A 21,296-nucleotide genomic window follows, 5' to 3' on the forward strand; every position below is an offset into this window, starting at 1 on the left:
GCTAATATACTTTAAATTCCCATAATCCGGGGTTTCCCTTTAGAATTTTTATTCTCAGGAATCTTGCCTCTCCGATTTCAGTTGCTATGTGGGGTGAACGTGCTACCTGTTCAACCTGCATGCCGCAGACCTGCCAGTTGTTTTCGTCAAGAGATTTTTCGAGTATCCATGCATGTCCTAAGGCGGGATGTGTGAATGCCATCTCACATTGTTTGATATTCAATATTTTTCCGAGATCGAGGGTAAGATATGGGGTTTTATCTTCTCCGCAGGCCACCCAGCGGGTTCCGTTCGAACCGTCCACGGCATTATATGGTCCGTAGGTAAAGGTGCGCGAGGCAAGAACTTCAGACCCTCCGTCAGGTCTGGGATTGTGCTGGTTTGTTTCTATTTTTTCGGTGATCATTTTTTCTTTCTTTTGACTTGAAGCGGTTACTTTGGCTTTAAGCGCCCAGTTGATGCGAGTGTCGGGCGTATTGTTGAGGTATCCCACCCCTTTGAAACTTGGAATGATTGTTTGAATGGTTCCATCAGGGTTGAACTCCATTCTGTCGGCAAACACCTGACGGGTGGTACTTCCTTCCCCGAACTCCAGATATGCAAAGATGTAAGAATTGGAATCGGCATCATAAAATACATTTCCGTGCCCCGGTCCCCAGACTCCGTTTTCCAGAGAGGAAGAGATAAACACATCATTGCCTTTGGGAGCCTTGAATCCCGATAGTGGGCCTTCGCTACTCATCATATAAGCATTGCGGTAGTTCTGGTCGCCTCCCTGCGTATAAATGTAATAATAGATACCTTCCCTTTTGAACAGTGTGGGGCCTTCGGAGTATTGGGTTCTTTTGGTTGACATGGTGATGATGTCGCCCTCCACTCCGGAGAAGTCGTTATTTACCTGCGCTGCTTTGCGATGCCGCCAGTACACATAATTTTTCCCGTTATCATCGATAAATGGTTCAACGTCGATATCAGGTATAAAGGGTTGAGTTTGTTGTTTTCCTTCGGGCACATTTCCCCAGAAAAGGCCGTCACCGTTCTGAAAACGAAAAGGTCCGTCGGGTGATTCCGATACCAAGGTGTATACGGGCCCGTTTCCATCGGGGGAGACAATGGTTGGGAACAGATAATACAGGTTCCCTTGCCGAATGGCTCTTCCGGGTGCCCAGTAGCGGTAGTAGCCGTATTTTTTCCTCCCTTCCGGATTGGTGTACATATAGGGTTTGTTCCAATTGACTTCGTTGAGTATGGTTCCTTCAAAGCTCCAGTTTACAAAATCTTTCGATTTCCAAACAACAGGTGGGCCCATTTCATCGAGACCTCTATCGATATCGGTTGTACCGTAGAGGTAGTAGGTGTCGCCGAACTTGGAGATGGATGGGTCTGCGATGTTATCGGGGATGATAGGATTGAAATTTTGTGGATGAATTGTAAAGGAATAGAACAAAAAAGGAATAAGGATTAAAAATTTTGTTTTCATAATTATTTTAAATAACAAATATTCATGCCCATAACCGATGGTAGCTTCATGCATGAGGGCCTTTATAGTACGATCCTGTATATACAACTTTTGTTCCCTCTGTGAATAGATGAAGCAACAGTTGCAGAGACCGGTCTACCAGTGATGAAGGAGAACATGAGCTCAGCAAAACCTTCTGAACAGTAACACAATGAAGATAAATCAGTATTGTTATGGCCGTTTATGATGGGACAAACGCAAAGCTGTTTATCTTCATCTGCAATGATGATATTTTCCTTTCTGTTGTATTCAATTATCCAACCCCATTCGCTTTCCAGAAAAGAGATGAATTTGTCCAGGTCATGTTTGTATGGAGCAAGTATTTCATCCATACCCAAATTGAAATAATGTACAGAAGCGCAGCTTTTCAAAATCTTTCTCTTCTCATTTGCTTCAATAGTGTCATTCATGTTGTTCAGTAATACCGAAAGCCACTCCCGCTGGAGATTATTTTTATTGTCATTTATTGGGTTGTCTGTTTCTGTTTGGTTTTCATTATTGGCCAATCCAGCAGCGTTAAAACCACAAAGACAGGTACCGGCATAACAGACTTTTTTAATGAATTTTTTTCTGCTGATGCTTTCCATATTATTTTAATTGAGAATGATAAACGTCGGATATTGATATAACTGTATAGAGCATCAATTATTTGCGATGTGTTGGAACTTCATATCTCTATTGGATAGTTACAGCTGCAACACATCGCAAATTAAGTTACCAATGCATAATAATTTTCTCCCCTGAATATTCTACCGAGCGAACATCATTGATGTTGTCCGGTTCTATCAGCTTAACTCTGAAACGCCTTTGACCCATCATTCCCGGATAATTACCTATCCGTTTTCCAATTGTAAGTTTTCGGGATGCATCGTTCCAGTGAAATGAAATTTCCGAATAAGCTCCTTGTTCATAGTTGTAATTGTCGAACTCATCCTCGTATAAGACAAATGTTCCATTAGCTCCTTTATATATGCGAATTTCGAGATCATCCCATCTCTTCTCCTCTGCATATTGAACCTTTGGTCCCAGCGGAAGGATGGATCCTGCTTTGACATAGACCGGTATAAGATCAATGGGAGCACTGCGGTTGACCGTTTTCCCACCTGTCATCCGTTCATCGCTCCAGAAATCATACCAGTCAACACCGTTTGGAAGATAAAGCGTGCGCGATTCGACAGAAGTGAAATCTGCTTCCCGGATCACATTCCTTCCTTCACCCGAAACAACCCGGGTGTACATCGGCTCTGTAACCGGACAAACAAGCAGGGATTTACCAAACATAAACTGGTCGGAAACATCCCAACAGTTAACATCATCCTGAAAATCCATCACCAGTGATCTGATCATACTGGAACGGTTGGCGGTAACATCCCATGATACTGAATAGATATAGGGTAAGAGTGTGTAGCGCAGATGGATGAACTTCTCAATGGCATCATAATAGGGCTCTCCTTTATTTCCGAATTGCCAGATCTCACGAGGAGCATCCGCTCCGTGGGAACGCATCATGGGGGAGAATGTTCCGAATTGCAGCCAGCGAGTATAAAGTTCTCTGTAATCGGGGTCTTCCAGCTTTCTGGGATAATTACTGAGGAAAAAGCCACCTATATCGCTGTTCCAGTGAGGAATGCCGCAGAGGGAGAAGTTCAATCCGGCAGGTATTTGCCGGGCCAGATCGCCCCAGGTTGCCTGTACATCACCTGTCCAGGTATTGGCACCATATCGTTGTTGACCGGCAAATGCGGATCGGGTCAGGATAAAGACCCTTTTATCGGAAGTCGTTGCCCGCTGGTTGTCATATACACCACCCACGGTCATGAGTGGATAGGCATTTCGTACTTTTCTGAGGGAACCCAGGTAGGTCTGCAAATTCATATCTTCCTCTTTTGCATCCAGATGATCCGGTTCGGTTGAATCCATCCACCAGCCATCAATGCCAAGAGAGAACAGGCCATTGTTAAGATGCTCCCAATATATCTGCCTGGCCTTTGGGTTATAGGGGTCATATGGTTTTACACCTGAGGGATAGTCCCTATTGGGGGGCCAGAGCGAGGATCCCGATTGTGGCCAGGTACCCATATCCAGGAGCATCCCTTGAGGTTCCATGATGCGGTATTGTTTTGTCATCGGTCCAAACGAGGACCAGATTGAAATGACCATCTTGGCATTCATGTCATGTACTTCACGAATCATTCTTTTAGGATCGGGGAAGTTCTCGTTGAGAAACTCCATTGCGTTCCACAAATAGTTGCTGCCCCAGTATTGCCAGTCCTGAATAATACCATCAATCGGGACACCTGATTGCCTGTATCTCCTTACAATTCCAGCAGTCTCATCCTGAGACTTGTATCGCTCCTTGCTTTGAAAGTAACCGTAAGTCCACAGTGGGAAGAGAGGCACATCGCCAGTCAGATGGCGCATTTGTGCAACAACGCCATCTGCATTTTTACCGTACATCAGATAATAATCCACACAATCCCCAACCTCTGAATGGAACAATGTCCCTTCCTGGTTGTCACTAAAAAGTGTTGGAGAATAGTTGTCCCAGAATAAACCGTAACCTTTCACCGACTGGAAAAAGGTAATGACATCTTCAGTATTTCCTTGAATCAGTTTTTTTCTGGTGCCACGCTGCGACATCTTACCGTTCTGCAGTTGTCCGAGTCCATAAATAGCCTCATTCTCCTCAAGCTGAAATGATTGGGCTACATCAAATGTTTTCACACCTGCATCGTCAAAGATGTTAAAGCGGGGAGCTCCTTTCTCGCTCATCAGCAACTTCCCGTTGGATGAGTAAAATGCGACAACGCCGTTCTTTTTATTGATCTTCACTTCCAGCTCGCTGCTGCGAATATTAAAGTATTCGCCTTTGTCTGAAGTTTTAAGCGCAACTTTTTCAGGCTCTGCAATTACGGAGAGGCTCTCTTTTACCGGACTTGTCCCTTCCGGATATTTAACAATCCTGGCTGTTGAGGGATTGTAGAAAGAGACGGATATGATTGTAGAATTGATGGTTGTTTTGATTCCATCTGGGGTTTTTGCTACTGCAGTAGTTGATGATTGCACTGCCTCATTTGTATTCCCAACCAGGAAAAGTGAAGGTAAGACAAATGCAAGCAGGAGGTTTGTTTTAAGATTTAGAAATTTCATCTTCATGTTGTTTATTTTATTGTTTAGGCTAAATCATGAATTAAGATAATACTGTCCGGATTACATTTGGATCAATTGGCAAACCAATGTTTGTTTGAATCATCATGTATCCGGACAGCAAATATACACTTTTAAAAAAGATTATTCAACCCAGCTTTCCCTCGCATCTCAATAACCTGGGTTTTGATTTAGATTACCATTGGCTTCAAGTTCTCTTTTGGGTATCGGGAAAAGCGTTCTATATGCTTCGCTCGCCGGGTGAGAGAACCATGATTTTGTGGTATAAGCACCAAAACGAATCATATCCTGCCGGCGACGCCCCTCTTGGTTAAACTCCCAACCCAATTCATCCAGAAAGCGACCGTACATGATATCGGCACCACCCTCATACGTATTTGCAGGGGTTTCCCTGTTGTCTCTTATACCATAGTCATAAACACTGCCGGCAAGGAGTTCAGCTCCTGTAACGGTTGCTTTCGCAGGTGCCCCGGTGAATGCCCTGGAGCGAACTTGTGTCACGAGCGCGGCTGCGTCATCCGCTTTGCCTGTCCGCAGGAGACATTCTGCTTTCATCATCAACACATCAGCATAGCGGAATAAAACAAAATCGTTATCCAAAATATTGGATGAGCCAAGGCCAATCTCATATTTTTCAAAACGGACACCCTGATGTTGTTCAGACTGCGCGATACTATTTATTTCGTTCACAAAATCCATCTGTTTGCCAATATACTCTGCACTACCAATGGTAATATAGATCGGTTCACCCCCGATGGTATATTGCGGCCCTTTGATAAAGTTGTCGTGATACCGGCTATCGTCCGGATCAAACGAGTCGATGAATTGCGGAATAGCACACATACCTCCCCAGGGCTCCTGCGTGATATTGTATTTGTACTGTAACCCTGCCGGCAAAGTTTGCATGTGGTGATCGAATGCGTTCCAGCTGGTAGTATAATTTGCGTCAATGGCTAATCCCAGAATTATCTCAATGGAGTTCTGGTTTTCAGTCACAAACACATTTTTTTGCCTGGACTCTAAGCCGTATCCAACATTCGAGTTCATAATCAAATCACATTGCTGAATGCATTTTTCCCATTCGGGCGTGCCTGTATAAACTTCGGCATTCAAATACATTTTTGCCAATAACGTTCGTGCCGCCCATTCGTTGAAACGCGCATAAGTACTCTGGCCGCGTTCTTTTGATAAAAGGGGCATGCTCTCAGTTAGTTCTTTTACAATGAAGTCAAATACCTCTTTTCTGGTGGATTGTTCAGGTAAGTAACCCTCAGGGAGATCGAATTTTGTTTCGATCGGGACATTTCCCCAAAGGTCGATCAAAAAGTAATAATAACAGGCACGCGTTGCCCGTAATTCAGCGATGATACCGTCATAAACAACCTGATCGCTGATGGGTAAAAAACCCGATTCGATTTGATATATCAATCGATTACAATTCGTTACTCCTTGAAAAATACGCGTCCACAAACCCCGATTCCACGTCTCTGTTTCGGTCCAGGTGTGCTCGTGTGCACGTCTGTACAAACCACCGTCTACCCATCCATTGGGTCGGGCGGGGATTACTACTTGATCGGCGGTAATCTCCTGATAACGCCATATACCGTCAAAATCAAGCATCGATAATGAAAATATCACAGGCACGTTTTCCTTCTTCATTGCCCCAGTAACGTACACGGAGCAACAAATTGGTTTCTCCACCGGTTAATAAATCGTAACTAAAGTAACCACTATCAACAGCATCCCGAAAACTTTCATCCCGAAAATAATTGGTTCTCGATCTTTCAGCTTGCATTAAATGATCCGTTTCAGGCTGTTGCTCTCCCGGTTTTACCTGATCTACGGTTCGCAGGTCAAGTCTCATTCGTTCTTTTTCCGCCAGTTCGCGTTCCTCTTTTACAGCCGAATATCTTTCTTGTGTCATAGAGGGCCAGTAGATGATATATCGATTGTCGTGAATGCCATAAAAGGGTTCCAAAACAATCTCTTCCTCAGCAAATTGGAACAAACCGGGACAAGTAAAATGAAGCGGTTTTCCATCGATGGTCTGCATGTTTTCAAGCTTTTCGATAATTTCGTTACGCTCGCCTACAATATGCGGAGCTTGCGTAATAGGCAACAACGAACCGGAGGCAATATGTGCCCAACGACCGTCGTCGCAAATCAAACCGTGTAGATCATGATCTCCTGCTTTCGCTCCTAATAAGATAGGACCTCTGAAAATAGCCAGATAATCGGACACATTAGGCATTTCTTCTACTGTTGTCTTCATAGGGAACGACAGTTCTATCACATCTCCGTCTTTCCACTTACGATTTATTTCAACATAAGAAGAGGGGGTAGCTTTCACACGATGGAGAGAACCGTTGATTTTCACACTCAAATCGGTTGCCCAAACAGGGTAACGAATCAATAGTGCAAATTCCTTCGGCTGATCAAGCGTAAATGTCAACAAGGACTTTTCCTCATAAGGAAAAGCCGTTTCTTGTTTAAGCTTCAGACCTTTTTCTTTCCAATCCAGTTCGGATGCGACAAAGAGGTTTACGAATAAATCCTCCCCCGCATGACTATAGATAAACTCTCCGTATTTGCCATGGTTTTCCATCCCGGTTCCTACACAGCACCACATGGCCTGGTTAGGAGCGGAATACACCCGGTAATGACGTGGACGTGCGGAAGTGAAATAGACATAACCACCATGCTCAGGGTGTTGGGTGGAAAGAATATGATTGTACATGGCTCGTTCATAATAGTCGGCATATTTCGCCTGCGGATCCATGCGGAACAAACCATCGGTCAATCGTAACATATTATAGGTGTTGCACGATTCCGGCCCCTGACGCTCTTCGGTATATTCGCGACAGGCGTCGGTTGTAGGAAAATGCTCGCGGCGACTGTTACCTCCAAAAGCTAAGGAGCGGTTATTCACTACCGTTTCCCAAAAGAAAGTAGCTGCTTTTGTAAAAGTCGAATCACCCGATAATTCAGCGACACGTTGATACCCAACTGCTTTCGGCACTTGTGTGTTGGCGTGTTTATTATCCAAATTATCAATTCCTTTTGCCATACTGTTGAGCAATACCCGATGCGAGAAACGTTTAGCCGCTTCAAGATATTTCTCATGACCACTTATTTTATACGCATCCGCATAGACTTCGTTCATGCCACCAAATTCGGAATCGAGCATCAGTTCCATCTGTTCGTCGTCCAAAGGAGATATGATGGTAAGCCCCCAATCGCATAAGTCAAGAAACATGTCTCGAGCTTGCTTGTTCTCTCCGTATATCCAGGCATCGCGCAATCCGGCATACATTTTATGCAGATTGTACCAAGGCGCCCATGCGTCGGCCGCCGCTTTGCCATTACCTGCTTTTATCCGGTTATAAATCTTTTCCAATGCGCCGGGTTGTCCTCCGAGATAACCGTTGCCATGTGCATCTTGGCATTGCTTAAGTTCGGCAAGCATATATTCCATACGCTCCTTACATTCCTTGTCTCCGGTGGCGGCATAATGGATAGCCATCGCACTTAGATAGTGTCCGCCAACGTGCCCATCAAGATCGATCCAGTTAGGAAAACTTTCAGCTTTCGGTTTTAATCCTGCTTCTTTGAAAAATGGAGCAAGCAAGCGGTCAACGTCGTATTGCAACAACACTTCGACGTTCAAATCGCAAGCGTGTTTAAATGGGCCATCTAATAAATGGACGTTACTTAAAGGAAACGATTCGGGTTTTCTCTCTATTTCTTTCCCTGTTTCACAAGAAACAAGCAGAAATAGGGAAATCACGAAAGAGGAAATTTTTATCTTCATTTAATTACTGATATAATTATTAGTTAAACTTCCAGTAATCCAGGTTGAATAATTCACCTTCGCCGCCTTTGAATACAAAATAAAGATCGTGTACGCCTTTCACCTTTTTTACATTTGTAGTAAAGGTTTTCCAGGTCTCGGCGCCACCGGTAGAATGGATATCGCAAACACCCAACAATTGGCCGTCGACATTACCCAACCTTATTTCGATTTTCCCACCTGAAACAGAAGCAGCACTCACTTCGAAGCTTTTCGCTCCTTTTTTGAAATCGACCTCCCGCACCCGGATATAGTCGTTGATATGAACTGCGGTAACATAGATTCCACCCGAAGCGTTCGATTTGGTTTTCAGCCCTTCGCACCAAGCAATAGTTTCCGCCTCGGTGCGTTTGTATGGATTTAGTGTTCCTACCGGATTGACGGGTGTTCCCTCTTCCCACCAAGGCAGTTCTTGGATAGTACCGTCGGGGTTAAAGGTGATTTCAGCCACACAGACAGAGCGTCGTTCGTGATGTTTATCGGTCTGCCGAAAGTTCAACAGGAAATTGAAACCGAACACATACCATTTATCTTTATACTGAATTACGCCGGGATGATTGCCCGATGATCTACGGTCGGGTTTCATAATATATCCTTTGAATTCCCAGGGACCAACCGGTGTTTTACCCATAGCATAGCCTATCCCTTCGGGGCAACAAGTGCTGGCATAGGTGATGTAATAATAGTCGTTACGTTTGAACACCCAAGGACCCTCCTGATAATGGTAAGGCGATTCACGATCTTCTCGTTTGGGGAATGTTTTGTCTTCTACAATCTCCCCCGAGGTAGAGATCATATCTTCGTTGAGCTTTACATAGTATAGGGTGGGATTTCCCCAATACAGATATGCCTGTCCATCATCATCAATCCATATATTCGGGTCGATATCATACCAATGCTCTTTTTGCCACACCAAGGGTTTGCCGATCGGATCGATAAAAGGCCCGAAAGGAGAGTCGGCTACTAATACACCAATCCCATTGCCATGTAGTGGGCAATAAAGGTAGAACTTCCCGTTGCGTTCAACACAATGAGGTGCCCAAGCCCCATTCTCTTTGTTTAGCCATTTGAAATCCTTCAAGGAGGCTACCGCACCATGATCAGTCCAATTGACCATATCGGTACTCGTATACAATAACCACTCCTTCATCAAAAAGCGCCCCATCCCCTCCGGAGCGTCATCTTCATCGTGGCTGGTATACAGATATACCGTCCCGTCATGAACCATGGGAGCCGGGTCTGCCGTAAACTTGGTTTGCACTACCGGTCGATTCTGAGACATCCCTTTCATAAATGGGAGCACCGCCATAAGCAACAAGAGACCCCAAACAGGTCTGCAACATTTGATCTTATACATTATTCTTATCTATTTAAATTGTACTTCTACCTTCTTTTGGCTATAATTCACCACTTCATGATTATTAAACACACACACAGATGCCTAACAACAGACATCTGTGTGTGTTTGTTTTAATAACCCGGATTCTGTTTCAAATTGGCATTCGCATCCATTTCCCTCTGCGGGATAGGGAATAATACACGATAATCGCCATTTGGTGTATGTGAGAACCAAGATTTTTGGGTATAAACACCAAAACGAATCATATCCTGCCGGCGACGCCCCTCTTGGTTAAACTCCCAACCCAATTCATCCAGAAAGCGACCGTACATGATATCGGCACCACCCTCATACGTATTTGCAGGGGTTTCCCGGTTGTCTCTGACACCATAATCATACACACTACCTTTCAATAGGTCAGCACCTGTTACGACGGCCTTCTCTGGAGCCGATTTGAAAGCTCTTTGACGTACTTCGGTTACAATCGTGGCCGCTTCATCAGCTTTGCCTGTACGCAGCAGACATTCGGCTTTCATCATCAAAACATCGGCATAGCGGAAAAGAACAAAGTCATTTTCCAAACAATTGGACGAACCAATTCCGATTTCATACTTTTCAAACCGAATACCTTGGTGTTGTTCCGAGTGGGCAATACTATTCACCTCATTCACAAAATCCATCGGTTTGCCAACATATTCCGCACTTCCAATTGCGATTAATATAGGCTCTCCATCACTTGTATATTGTGGACCATAGATAAAGTTGTCAGTGTATCGGCTATCGTCCGGATCGAATGTATCGATAAACTGTGGAATAGCACAAATACCACCCCAAGGTTCCATGGACAATTTGTATTTGTATTGCAACCCTGCTGGTAATGTTTGCATATGATGATCGAACGCGTTCCACGATGTGGTGTATTTGGGGTCTACAGCCAACCCAAGAATGATCTCGGCCGAGTTTTCGTTTTCGGTCACAAATACATTTTTCTGATTCACTTCCAGTTGATAGCCAGCACCTGAGTTGATAATTAAATCACATTGTTGAATACATTTTTCCCATTCCGCAACGCCTGTGTAGACTTCCGCGTTCAGATACATTTTCGCCATTAGGGTACGGGCTGCCCATACATTAAAGCGTGCATAGGTACTTTGATTCCGTTCTTCAGACAATAAAGGAAGAGATTCGGTTATTTCAGTCAAAATAAAATCGTAGACCTGTTGTCGGGTTGATTGTTCTGGTAGGAATCCATCCGGCACATCAAACTTGGTAGAAATAGGAACAGCACCAAAATGATCACACAAAAAATAATAATAACAAGCACGCGTTACACGTAATTCTGCAATCATCGATTCGTACAGATCCTGATCCTTTACAGGTAAAAATCCGGATTCCAGTTGAAAAATCAAGCGGTTACAATTGGTAATTCCCTGATAGAAGCGGGTCCAAAGGCCACGAATCCAATTTTCGGTGGCAGTCCAGGAGTGTTCGTGTGCACGACGATAGAGCCCACCATCCACCCATCCATTGGGCCGAGCAGGTAGAACAATCTGATCAGCAGTAATCTCCTGATAGCGCCAAATACCATCAAAATCGAGCATCGAAGCACGCAATTGTGTATAAGCGGAACCGATAAGAGCAGGAATATCTTTTTCGGTCGGTTCAAACTGATCCGCAATGATTTCACTATAACTTGTATTATACAATTCTGTACATCCGCCACTTAACACAGCGATCAACAAGATTATCAGCCAATTTTTAGATTTATATAATTTCATAATCTTTTCGTATTAAAATTTAAAAACTAACATTAAGACCAAACGTAAACGTTCTTACCGTCGGATATTTATTCGGAAGGTCATTACCGGGAGCGAGGCCGCTTGCACTTACTTCGGGGTCGGTTCCTTTGTAATTGGTAAACACAAAAGTATTCAACGATGAAGCATAAATTCTGAGTCGGTCGATGTATTTCCAATTCTTGGTATTGAAAGTGTACCCCAACGTAATGTTGTCGATTTTCCAGTGGTCGCCCTTCTCTATGTAATAGGAGTTATACTCAAGATCCAACTCATTGTTCAACACCGCTTTGCCAAATATTGGTTCATAAGCTGTTTTCAATCGGTTATACAACTGATGTGTTTTGGTGTTTTCGTAATACATCCGTTCGAAGTTCAAGATCTCGTATCCGAAAGCGCCACGCATGTTTACTGCAAAATCAAAATTCTTATAGCGAATGGAGTTGTTCCAACTTAAATAATACTTGGGAAGTCCGTTACCGATAATCATCTTGTTCTCATCCACTTTGGCAAAATCATCATAAGCAACAGCTTCTCCTGTTTCTGGGTTTTCATAAATCCATTTACCATCATTATCAACATCGATTACTTTGTAGCCCCAGAAGTTACCGATCGCGCCTCCTATATCCAACCGATGGGTAGGACCATAGATAGGGATCTGTGCATCACCAGACGTAATATAAGAGTTTTGAGGTTCATACAAATCGTTGGAAAGTGTAACCAATTCATTCTTATTCGTAGAGAAATTCATATCGGTATTCCATTCAAAATCTTTTGTTCTAACAGGAATTGCTCTCAGTAATACCTCAACACCTTCATTTTTCATTTCACCCACATTGGCACGGGTGGTATTCACCAAGTTCGGTGGCACAGGCACGGTATAATCGTACAAGAGTCCATCAATCACACGAACATAATAGTCAACACTTCCCGACAAGCGACCTCTCAGGAAGGCAAAATCAAGACCGACATTCGTTTCGTGTTTCTCTTCCCACCTCAAGTGGGGGTTGGGATTACGTCCCGGAACAAGTGTTTGTATCCACTGTCCGTTGGTGAAAACGGCACCACTGTATTGAAGCGTCGACACTCCCAGGAACGAGCTGTTGGGCTGGGTTCCGGTCACACCATAACCTGCACGCAGCTTCAAATCATTGATAAAAGAAACATCTTTCAGGAATGATTCTTCCTTCAAACGCCAACCAACAGAAACAGCCGGGAATGTTCCCCAGGGATTTTTTGCACCATACAGTTGACTGGCGCCTTCACGCCGTACACTGGCCATCAACAGGTAACGATTCTTGTAATTGTAATTCAAACGACCAAAAAGACCAATCAGGTTCGTTTGGCTTCTGCCGCTGCTCATCCCCCAGAAGGTAGTCCCTTTTTTCCCTGCTTCACCCAGGCCAATATTAAACTGACCAAAAATATCTGTAGCGAAATCGGAATTATTCATGGATTGATTTCTCGAATCAGTATCCTCATAACTATACCCTGCCAATAGAGTGAAGATATGATCTTTTATACTTTTCTTGTATTCAGCCGTTAAATTCACCAATCTATCAATACTTTGGTTGGCATTAAGGTGTGCCACACCATTACGACCGTCCCGAATAGTTGACATATGTTTACTGGTTTCATAAGATCCACCTTGCGCATTGTATTTAGAATAAGAAACATGTGCTTGCAGATTCAATCCTTCCATCGGTTTTAGTGTAACGCTACCATTGATGCGCGTGAATTGAGAATGACTTTCATTATCTTGTTCCTTTATCCGGGAAACAGGATTCTCAACTCCTTGTATTGTTACTTCGTACCACTCCCCATCAGCATCTTTAACCGGCACGGTCGGATGGGAATGATTTATATGCTTGAATATATCGTTACTGAAAGAACTGGAATTGTCATTACGCGACACAATACCAAGATTTAACAACAACTTTCCATCGAACATAGTGTGATTCATATCACTACGAACGCTAAATCTTTCACGAAACGATTCCTGGAAAATACCTTCCGAGTTATTATAATTAATGGAGGCTAAATAATTCGTTTTCTGGTTTCCGCCTCTGATACTTAAATCATGATTCTGAATTAGCGGTGTTCTTGTTACTTCCTCAAACCAATTGGTGTTTCCGCCGAAATCGTGTGATGTTCCAATAACTCCTTCTGAGATAAGACGGTGATAATCGTCCGCATCAAGCATCTCTGTTTTCTTTCGGATCGCTTGGGTACTGAGATATCCCGAATAATCCACACGACCTCGTATGTCAGTATTGGCTCTTTTGGTTGTAATAATAATTACCCCATTGGTTCCGCGTGTACCATAGATAGCTGCTGCCGATCCATCTTTCAATACATCCACCGATTCGATATCTTCCGGTGAAACCGTATTAAAATCGCCAGGTATACCATCGATCAAAATTAATGGATTGGTACTGGTTCCATTCAGGGTGGTATTCCCTCTCAGTCGGATAGATGAATTACCCGATGGGTCTCCACTTGTCGTATTGATGATTAGTCCGGCCACTTTCCCTTGAATCAATTGACCAATATCTCTCACACTACCCTGCGTGAAATTATCGGGTTTGACCGAGACAACTGCACTGGTTACATCTGCTGTTCTTATGCTGCCATAGCCAATTACAACAACCTCTTCAAGACCAATGAGATCTTCAGAAAAAGTAACGTTGATTTCTCGCTGATCCCCAACGGGAATCTCTTTTGTAAGAAAACCAATGTAAGAAAACACTAAAACAGCATCCCTGTTAAGAACGTTAATCGAGTATCGACCATTGGTGTCGCTAACAACCCCAATATCTGTTCCCTTGAGCACAATGGTTGCCCCGATAATCGGTTCTCCATTCTCATCTCTTACCGTTCCCGTAACTGTTTTCCCATCCTGCTGTGCTGATTGGATCATTTGTGCAATTGCAGAGGCATTGCGGTTGATCTTGGCTGACAGCACGATGTAGTTGTTCTCAAAGTCATGACCGATGGCGGTATTTGCCAGTGCTTCCTTGAGCAATTCCGACACCTTGTTGCTTTTTGCCCGGAGGTTCACTTCCTTACGCGTGTCCACCTCCCGGTTGCTGTATACCACGAGATACTCGGTCTGACGTTCAATTTCCCGGATGAGCTCACCCATCGTGATGCGGTTCGATCTCAACTTGATGATGGCATCCTGTGCGTGGGAGTTCACTGCCGACAGTTGAAGAACAAAGACAAAAAGTAATAGCAGGCTGATTTTCATGATTTTTAACAAATCTTTTAGATCACTCTTTTTTATCTCTGAGTGATGGGGTGAAGTGTTTATTTTCATATATTTGCATGTGTTTTTAAGTGAATACTTAGATAAGTTACTACTGTGTTTGCTTAATCCGGCGGCAGGTGTTGGCGCACCTGTCGCTTTTTCATTGTCTTTCTTTAGGGGGTGTTACATAGGCATTCAGCTTTAAAGGTGGATAAATTTAAGTTGATAGAATAATTATATTTTTTTCTCTGTCTTTCAGGATCTTGAAGGGTTGGATTTTTTGCAAAATATGCAAAATCTCATCAATACCGTCGCGTTGCCGGAATTTTCCGGTATAACGCACGTTAAATGTTTCCGGGTCTTTGACCTCTATCGTGATATCGTAATAGAGTTCCAGCTTGGTAATGATATCGATTAGCCGTTCGTTGTTAAAAGAGTAAATTCCATTCTTCCAGAGTAAATGCTCGGGGTTGTTAATGTTGCTGACAATCATGCTGCTTCCTCTGACCACCACTTGTTCATTTGGTTTTAGAACGGTGCTGTTATTCTCATTGTCCGTTTGATAAACCTTCACAGAGCCTTCTACCAGATCTGTTTGAATATATCCTGCACCGGGATAACTATACACGTTGAATTGCGTCCCCAGCACCTTCACATGAACGTTTTGCGTGGAAACGATAAATGGCTTTTTTCTATCTTTTGCCACGTCGAAAAAAGCTTCTCCGGTTATCTTTACTTCGCGGTTTTTCCTGGAAAAATGAGACGGGTATGTCAGTGTCGATTGTGCGTTCAACCAAACCTGTGTGCCGTCTTGTAGTGTGATTTGTGCCCGTTGTCCCGCAGGTACGAATAACGTATTCATGGTAGGTGCAGCATTGTCCGCGAGCCGAAGTGTAGCCCAGATGGTTGAAGCGACAAGTATAAGCGCTATTGCTGCATATTTTCCAATATTGACAAAGAGTTTTCTTTGGGACTTCTGTTTTACTTGAGAGATAAATGTTTTAAAATGTGTGTTCCCTTCACTTTGGTCTGTGGGATGAGGTGAGAGTTGTGAAACCGCACTCAGATTTTGTAAACGAATGAACTCGGCCTTTAGCCGTTCATCGTTTTCAATACGGAGGATTAATTCAAGTCGTTCGCTAACCGTTAATTGTCCCGAAAAATAACGCAAGAGTTGTTCGTCCATTTTGATGCTTGTTATTAATAAAACGAATGAGAAGTGAAAAACCGCTAACGAAAATGAGTCGTATTTTCGTTAAGTAAGTACAGAAGCTTGCACTGCTTGTTTTACTCCTTTGCGAAAACTTTTTTCATTAAACCTATCGGGTAAAGGAGAAGTTTCCAGCAGCTGTGTCTTGTCGGGAAGTGGTTAAATAGGAATAGTAACATAAAATTTAATAGGACCAAATTTATTGATAATAAATCAAATGAAAAAGAAGAGGAAGAGTGGTATATAATCTTTTAATGCCTCTTTTAGTTTTTTATAGGCGATAGCCATTTGGCTTTCTACTGTATGAATTGAGAGGTTGAGTTCTTCTGCGATCTTTCTTTGTTTTTTCCCTTCGATTTTATTCATCACAAAAATTTCCCGGCATTTTTCCGGTAGTGTATCTATTGTCTTTTGGATGACGGCATCGATATTATTATCAGAGAGAAGGCTGTTGTCCAACTCTTCCAAAGAGGCGAGTTTCAGTTTCAGGCTACGGGTATATTCATTCTGTATCTCTTCGAAAGTATGTTGTTCAAGGGTTTTATGCCGGAGAAAGTCGATACATCTGTTTTTCAAGATCATAAACAAGTATCCGTGAAGGTTTATGCATGAAGAGAATTCCATTTTTTTCTCCCAAAGGTCGGAAAAAATATCCTGTACGATATTCTCAGCATCCTCCTCCCGGATTAAATATTGCTGTGCAAATCGTTTCATTCGTGCATAATGAGAGACATACACTTCTTCAAATTGAGCCTTATATCCCGTTAATGTTTGCACCTGGTATTTATTTTTAGTTTTTTTCAGATGTTGAATCCCAAAGATATAAAAATATTATAATCAGGACAAATCTTAAATACTATCATAAAACGGTTGCAACCTTATTATTGTCAAAATTGAAAAGGGAAATACTTTTGTTGATGACCAATTATTAAGGAAGAAGTAGCATTTTACTGCAAAAAATTCGCAGCATGGGAGAAGACACGGAGAAAGGCTGCGTTCACAGCTGTTATGTCGGCGATATTAGAGGGAAACGGATTTTCGTGGGTGTAAGGAAAGGGAAAGTCCAGCAGCTGGATGCTTGAATCTGTATTTTCCTTTCCCAGCGCTTCCTGCACGCCATGATAGGGGATTACCGTGTCCTTTGCAAGGGCAATTCCTTTTATCCTTTTTCCCAGTGAGGCAAAGAAGGCTTCGCGCTCGCCCTGCAGCCTTTCCGGAACGATCATCCGATAAAAAGCATCGAAGGCGCTGTCGCGACGCCAACGGTTCTCCGACTCGCTTCCAAAGTAATTTACATAGTAATCCTGTAACCGGTCGAAAGCAGCCCTGTCCATGATGCTACGGGATATGCCGCACATGGAACGGAAGATGCTGCCCCCACAGAACATAAAGAGACGGGAGTCGGAAAAGAGATTCTTCTCATTTGCCATCAGCGCCACTTGCGAAAGGAACGCCCCGATGGAGTAGGCGAAGATATCGATCCGGCATCCCTCTCTGAAGAGCGGATGCCGACCGCTTCTGATTTCTTGAAACAGCGTTGTGAGATCTGCCCAGGTTTGTCTCCCGGACAGGTAAAAACGTTCCGGGCTCTGGCTGATTCGTTCGCTGAGTGCCACATTGGCAAAGCTGATTGATCGATCACCGACGTATCTATTTCTTCTGAAATTTAACAGATTTACCAGACTCCGGGGGGTTGACCAGGATACAGGAGATCGGTTTATATGAAAGGCAATAGGGAAAAGAATGACCGGCCTGCTGGTGTTTAGGCATAAATACTCAGCCCAGGTAAGGTATTTATTCCAGTTTCTTTCGTTTAAACCATGAAGAAGCAGAATAGCATGATCGTGCTTTTGTTTTCCAGCAGGCGAAAACACAGGATATGCAAAAGAGAGGTTCTCGGTGATGCGGTTGTCTCCTTGTAAGCTCTCCTGGTCTCTGGTGCAGGCGAGACTGTTGAAATGGAAGTAACGGATGTTGATCGCACTGTCTTCCAGGTGACAATCCGCATTTTGACTGAAGCTGTTGTTCAGCACAATGTGCCGCTCTGTGTAATTTGTCGTCGCCATTCAATTAAAAAATCTTGTTTGTGGCAAAAAAACAGGCTTTTTCCTTTCTTTACAAATCAAAGGGAAAGTTGTCGTGAAAATGGGGCAGAATATTCTATGTGGGGTGAAATCTGTTATTCAGGGACGAAAATTGTGGGTTGTTTTTTGATTTTTTTGGTAAGTCATCAATTAAAATTTACTTTTGTGGTGAGTGGGCAATAAATTCATTCTACGATGGACGGAAAGATTCCTGCATATTTGATTGAAAAGAAAAACAGCATAAAGACGATCCTCTTTACCGCTTTTTTTGCTTTGTTATTCATCAACCTTTTTCAACCGTTCGGTTCCCGTAACTGGTACCCCGGCATTTCGGATATCCGGTATTTCGCATTTTCCAGCCTGATTATTCTTACGGGCATGCTGGTGGTCGTAATCAGTCGAATTATCCTTACGGTCTTTTCAAAAAAAAGAGACGTTTTATATTGGCAGTATGGGACATGGATTGTATGCGAAATAGTAGCAATGGCTGTCTTTTACACCCTCTTCGCAAAATTCTTTCCCAAAGACGGGATTGTGAGAGACATTTCGGAGATATTCCGTCAAAGCCTTATCAATACGGCTTTGGTACTTCTCTTACCCTATTCCATCACCTGGCTCTATTTTTCGTGGAAGGAGAAGAGCGCACTGCTGGAGAGCATTGAACAGGGAAAGTCGACCGATATCCACTCCAGGTCGTTGGTGGCTTTTCCCGATGAGAAGGGCGACCTGAAGATCTCGATTATGCTGGACAATCTACTCTATATAGAGTCCGCAGACAACTATGCAACCATATACTACCTGAACAAATCAAACATGTCGCATTACCTGATACGAAATTCGCTCAAGTGGATGGAAGAAAACCTTGCAAAAGATACCCCGCTGATCCGCTGTCATCGCTCTTACATCGTAAATATTGACAAGGTGAAGATACTGAAGAAGGAGAAAAGCGGCATCGTGCTGGAGCTTGATGTAGACAACACTCCCGACATTCCGGTGTCAAAGACATACTACGAATCCTTTATGCACAAATTTTCACAATATAGCATATAGTAGGATCGCGAAGAATACATTCTCACGGCTGCCGGGAATGTAAAAAAACGCAAGAAATGAGTGAATTCGCTAATTTAGTATTAATTTTGTAGCTGCAGCAGGCCGGTTTGTCGCTCTCCGAAGGGGGGGAGGAAAGTCCGGGCAACATAGGGCACCATACTTCCTAACGGGAAGCTGTTCGTGAGGGCAGATGAGCGTAACAGAAAACAACCGCCCCGCAAGGGGTAAGGGTGAAAAGGCGGGGTAAGAGCCCACCGGGTGCCGTGGCAACACGGTGTGCCGTACGCATTATGGGTTGCAAGGCCATGTATACCGGATAGGTAGGGTTGCTCGCCCGATGCCGGGGGGTAGGCCGCTAAAGGTGGATGGTGACATCTCTCCGCAGATAAATGACAAACGTCCCGAAATGTTCGGGAGACAGAACCCGGCTTACAGGCCTGCTGCTTTTTTCATTACCAGAATAGTTATGGAGAAGAACGGTAAAAACAGGTACCGCGATGAAGAGGAAGAACCCGGCAGGCTCGATCGGCTGAGGATCAAAGTGAAAGAGATAATCAGATTTTTATCTTACGATATCTGGCGTTCCAATCCGGAGACGCTGTCCAACAAAAAGAATATCCTCTATAACGCTATCAAGATTGTCATGCTCACTGTGCGGAATGTGCAGGAGCTGAATATTGCCGCCAGTTCCCGTTCGCTTACCTACCGCACCCTTCTCTCCATTGTTCCGTTGCTGGCTGTCATCTTCGCTATTGCTCGTGGTTTTGGGATTGAAAATATTATGGAGAGCAGCATCTTTAACCTGATGACTGGTGAGAAAACAGACACTATCGAGATTGTTGCGCAAACAGTTACGCTGCCCGATACGGCAGTCATTGGCATAGAGGCGTTGAACTCCATAAATAGCGGCCGTGTGGCCCCCTCTGATGTTGGGGCTGATCGGATACAGTTTCAGGAGGAAGCTACGGCGGAAGGAAGGACGCGCGAGTTTTTGAATTTGTTGTTTCAGTTAATTAAAAATTCGCTGGAGGAAGCCAAAGGAGGGGGTGTTTTTGCGGGTGTGGGTATCTTGCTGTTTCTCTATACCATCCTGCTTCTCTTTAATGATATCGAGAGCAACCTGAACAAGATCTGGCAGGTAAGCAAAGGCAGGAGTATCGGACGGAAAGTCACGGATTATTCGGCTATGGTGCTTTTCATTCCTCTGTTTTTTATTCTCGTCAACGCGCTGAATATTATCAGTTACCCGCAAAATAACACACTCAAAATAATCTATATTCTGTATCCGTTTATTCCCCGGCTTCTGAATATTATTCCTTTCGTGGTAATGATCCTGATATTTACTGCCGTATATAAGTATCTACCCAATGTTAAAGTGAAATTCCAGAATGCTCTGCTGGCAGGCATTCTTGCGGGGGTAGCTTTTCAATTTTTTCAGATGCTTTACCTGAGCGGACAGTTGTGGATTACACGCTACAATGCCATCTACGGTACTTTTGCGGCCATTCCGCTGATGCTTTTGTGGATACAGTTGTCCTGGTTTATTACCCTTATTGGTGCCGAGGTCTCCTATGCCGCACAGAATGTGCGTAAGTTTTCATTTGAAAAAGAGACGCGAAATATCAGCAGGAGGTACAGGGATTTTTTTACGCTGATGATCGCTTCGGTGATTATTCGCCGCTTTGCCGAAGAATTGCCTCCCTATACTGCCGATCAGATCTCCGAAAAGTGCAAGGTGCCGTCGCGGCTGACACACGACATCCTGGATGAATTGATGGAGATAAATGTGATCTCTGCTACCCCTTCTCCCGAAGATGAGCTGGTTATGGCTTTTCAACCGGCGGTAGATATTAACCTGATCTCCGTGAACTATCTGATGGCCAAGCTGGACGAAAAGGGGTCGGAGGATTTTATGATCGATATGGAGGGCGAGTTTCACGAACACTGGAACGTGCTGGTCAACACCCGCCTGTGCATGTATGAGAATAACAGCGATCTGCTTCTAAAGGATCTTTGAGCACCCACAGCAG

At 43.7% G+C, this 21,296-nt stretch carries 13 protein-coding genes and 1 other RNA gene; 3 read left to right on the plus strand and 11 right to left on the minus strand.

All coding sequences use genetic code 11. From position 1 onward, the window contains the following. Position 1: 1 nt before the first annotated feature. The 11 genes from B3Z75_RS05620 to B3Z75_RS05670 form a co-directional block, all read right to left on the minus strand. On the minus strand, positions 2-1,480 hold the full coding sequence (locus tag B3Z75_RS05620) for a family 43 glycosylhydrolase (RefSeq protein WP_294068512.1): 1,479 nt from the start codon (positions 1,478-1,480) through the stop codon (positions 2-4). 62 nt (positions 1,481-1,542) lie between these two features. Further along, positions 1,543-2,106, minus strand: coding sequence for a hypothetical protein (locus tag B3Z75_RS05625; protein ID WP_294068513.1), 564 nt, complete (start codon positions 2,104-2,106; stop codon positions 1,543-1,545). Between the two features lie 127 nt (positions 2,107-2,233). Next, positions 2,234-4,675 carry a glycoside hydrolase family 31 protein gene (locus tag B3Z75_RS05630; protein WP_294068514.1) on the minus strand — a complete coding sequence of 814 codons (2,442 nt, stop codon included), beginning with the start codon at positions 4,673-4,675 and terminating at the stop codon, positions 2,234-2,236. A gap of 162 nt (positions 4,676-4,837) precedes the next feature. After that, a complete protein-coding gene (locus tag B3Z75_RS05635; RefSeq protein ID WP_294068515.1) occupies positions 4,838-6,346 on the minus strand; it encodes a RagB/SusD family nutrient uptake outer membrane protein in 1,509 nt (502 codons plus the stop codon). Then, positions 6,300-8,498 (minus strand): glycoside hydrolase family 127 protein, encoded by a 2,199-nt coding sequence (locus B3Z75_RS05640; protein ID WP_294068516.1) that lies wholly within the window; start codon positions 8,496-8,498, stop codon positions 6,300-6,302. The genes B3Z75_RS05635 and B3Z75_RS05640 overlap by 47 nt, the downstream gene beginning before the upstream one ends. A 19-nt stretch (positions 8,499-8,517) precedes the next feature. Next, positions 8,518-9,846 carry a glycoside hydrolase family 43 protein gene (locus B3Z75_RS05645; RefSeq protein WP_294068564.1) on the minus strand — a complete coding sequence of 443 codons (1,329 nt, stop codon included), beginning with the start codon at positions 9,844-9,846 and terminating at the stop codon, positions 8,518-8,520. A gap of 161 nt (positions 9,847-10,007) precedes the next feature. Continuing rightward, positions 10,008-11,654 (minus strand): RagB/SusD family nutrient uptake outer membrane protein, encoded by a 1,647-nt coding sequence (locus B3Z75_RS05650; RefSeq protein ID WP_294068517.1) that lies wholly within the window; start codon positions 11,652-11,654, stop codon positions 10,008-10,010. A gap of 19 nt (positions 11,655-11,673) precedes the next feature. Beyond that, positions 11,674-14,991 carry a SusC/RagA family TonB-linked outer membrane protein gene (locus tag B3Z75_RS05655; RefSeq protein WP_294068518.1) on the minus strand — a complete coding sequence of 1,106 codons (3,318 nt, stop codon included), beginning with the start codon at positions 14,989-14,991 and terminating at the stop codon, positions 11,674-11,676. A gap of 148 nt (positions 14,992-15,139) precedes the next feature. Continuing rightward, positions 15,140-16,108 carry a FecR family protein gene (locus B3Z75_RS05660; protein WP_294068519.1) on the minus strand — a complete coding sequence of 323 codons (969 nt, stop codon included), beginning with the start codon at positions 16,106-16,108 and terminating at the stop codon, positions 15,140-15,142. 237 nt (positions 16,109-16,345) lie between these two features. Continuing rightward, positions 16,346-16,909, minus strand: a complete 564-nt coding sequence (locus B3Z75_RS05665) for an RNA polymerase sigma-70 factor (protein ID WP_294068520.1) — start codon at positions 16,907-16,909, stop codon at positions 16,346-16,348. A gap of 170 nt (positions 16,910-17,079) precedes the next feature. Next, positions 17,080-18,198, minus strand: a complete 1,119-nt coding sequence (locus B3Z75_RS05670; RefSeq protein WP_294068521.1) for a DUF6051 family protein — start codon at positions 18,196-18,198, stop codon at positions 17,080-17,082. A gap of 213 nt (positions 18,199-18,411) precedes the next feature. Here B3Z75_RS05670 and B3Z75_RS05675 point away from each other — a divergent pair, with 213 nt between their 5' ends. From B3Z75_RS05675 to B3Z75_RS05685, 3 genes are all read left to right on the plus strand, one after another. Next, positions 18,412-19,266, plus strand: a complete 855-nt coding sequence (locus B3Z75_RS05675; protein ID WP_294068522.1) for a LytR/AlgR family response regulator transcription factor — start codon at positions 18,412-18,414, stop codon at positions 19,264-19,266. A 94-nt stretch (positions 19,267-19,360) separates the two neighbouring features. Next, an RNA gene (rnpB, locus tag B3Z75_RS05680) (RNase P RNA component class A) lies at positions 19,361-19,714 on the plus strand. An 18-nt stretch (positions 19,715-19,732) separates the two neighbouring features. Next, complete coding sequence (locus tag B3Z75_RS05685) at positions 19,733-21,283, plus strand: YihY/virulence factor BrkB family protein (protein WP_294068523.1); 1,551 nt, start codon at positions 19,733-19,735, stop codon at positions 21,281-21,283. The last annotated feature ends 13 nt before the right edge of the window (positions 21,284-21,296 follow it).

This window comes from Proteiniphilum sp. UBA1028, assembly GCF_002316955.1.
GTDB lineage: Bacteria > Bacteroidota > Bacteroidia > Bacteroidales > Dysgonomonadaceae > Proteiniphilum.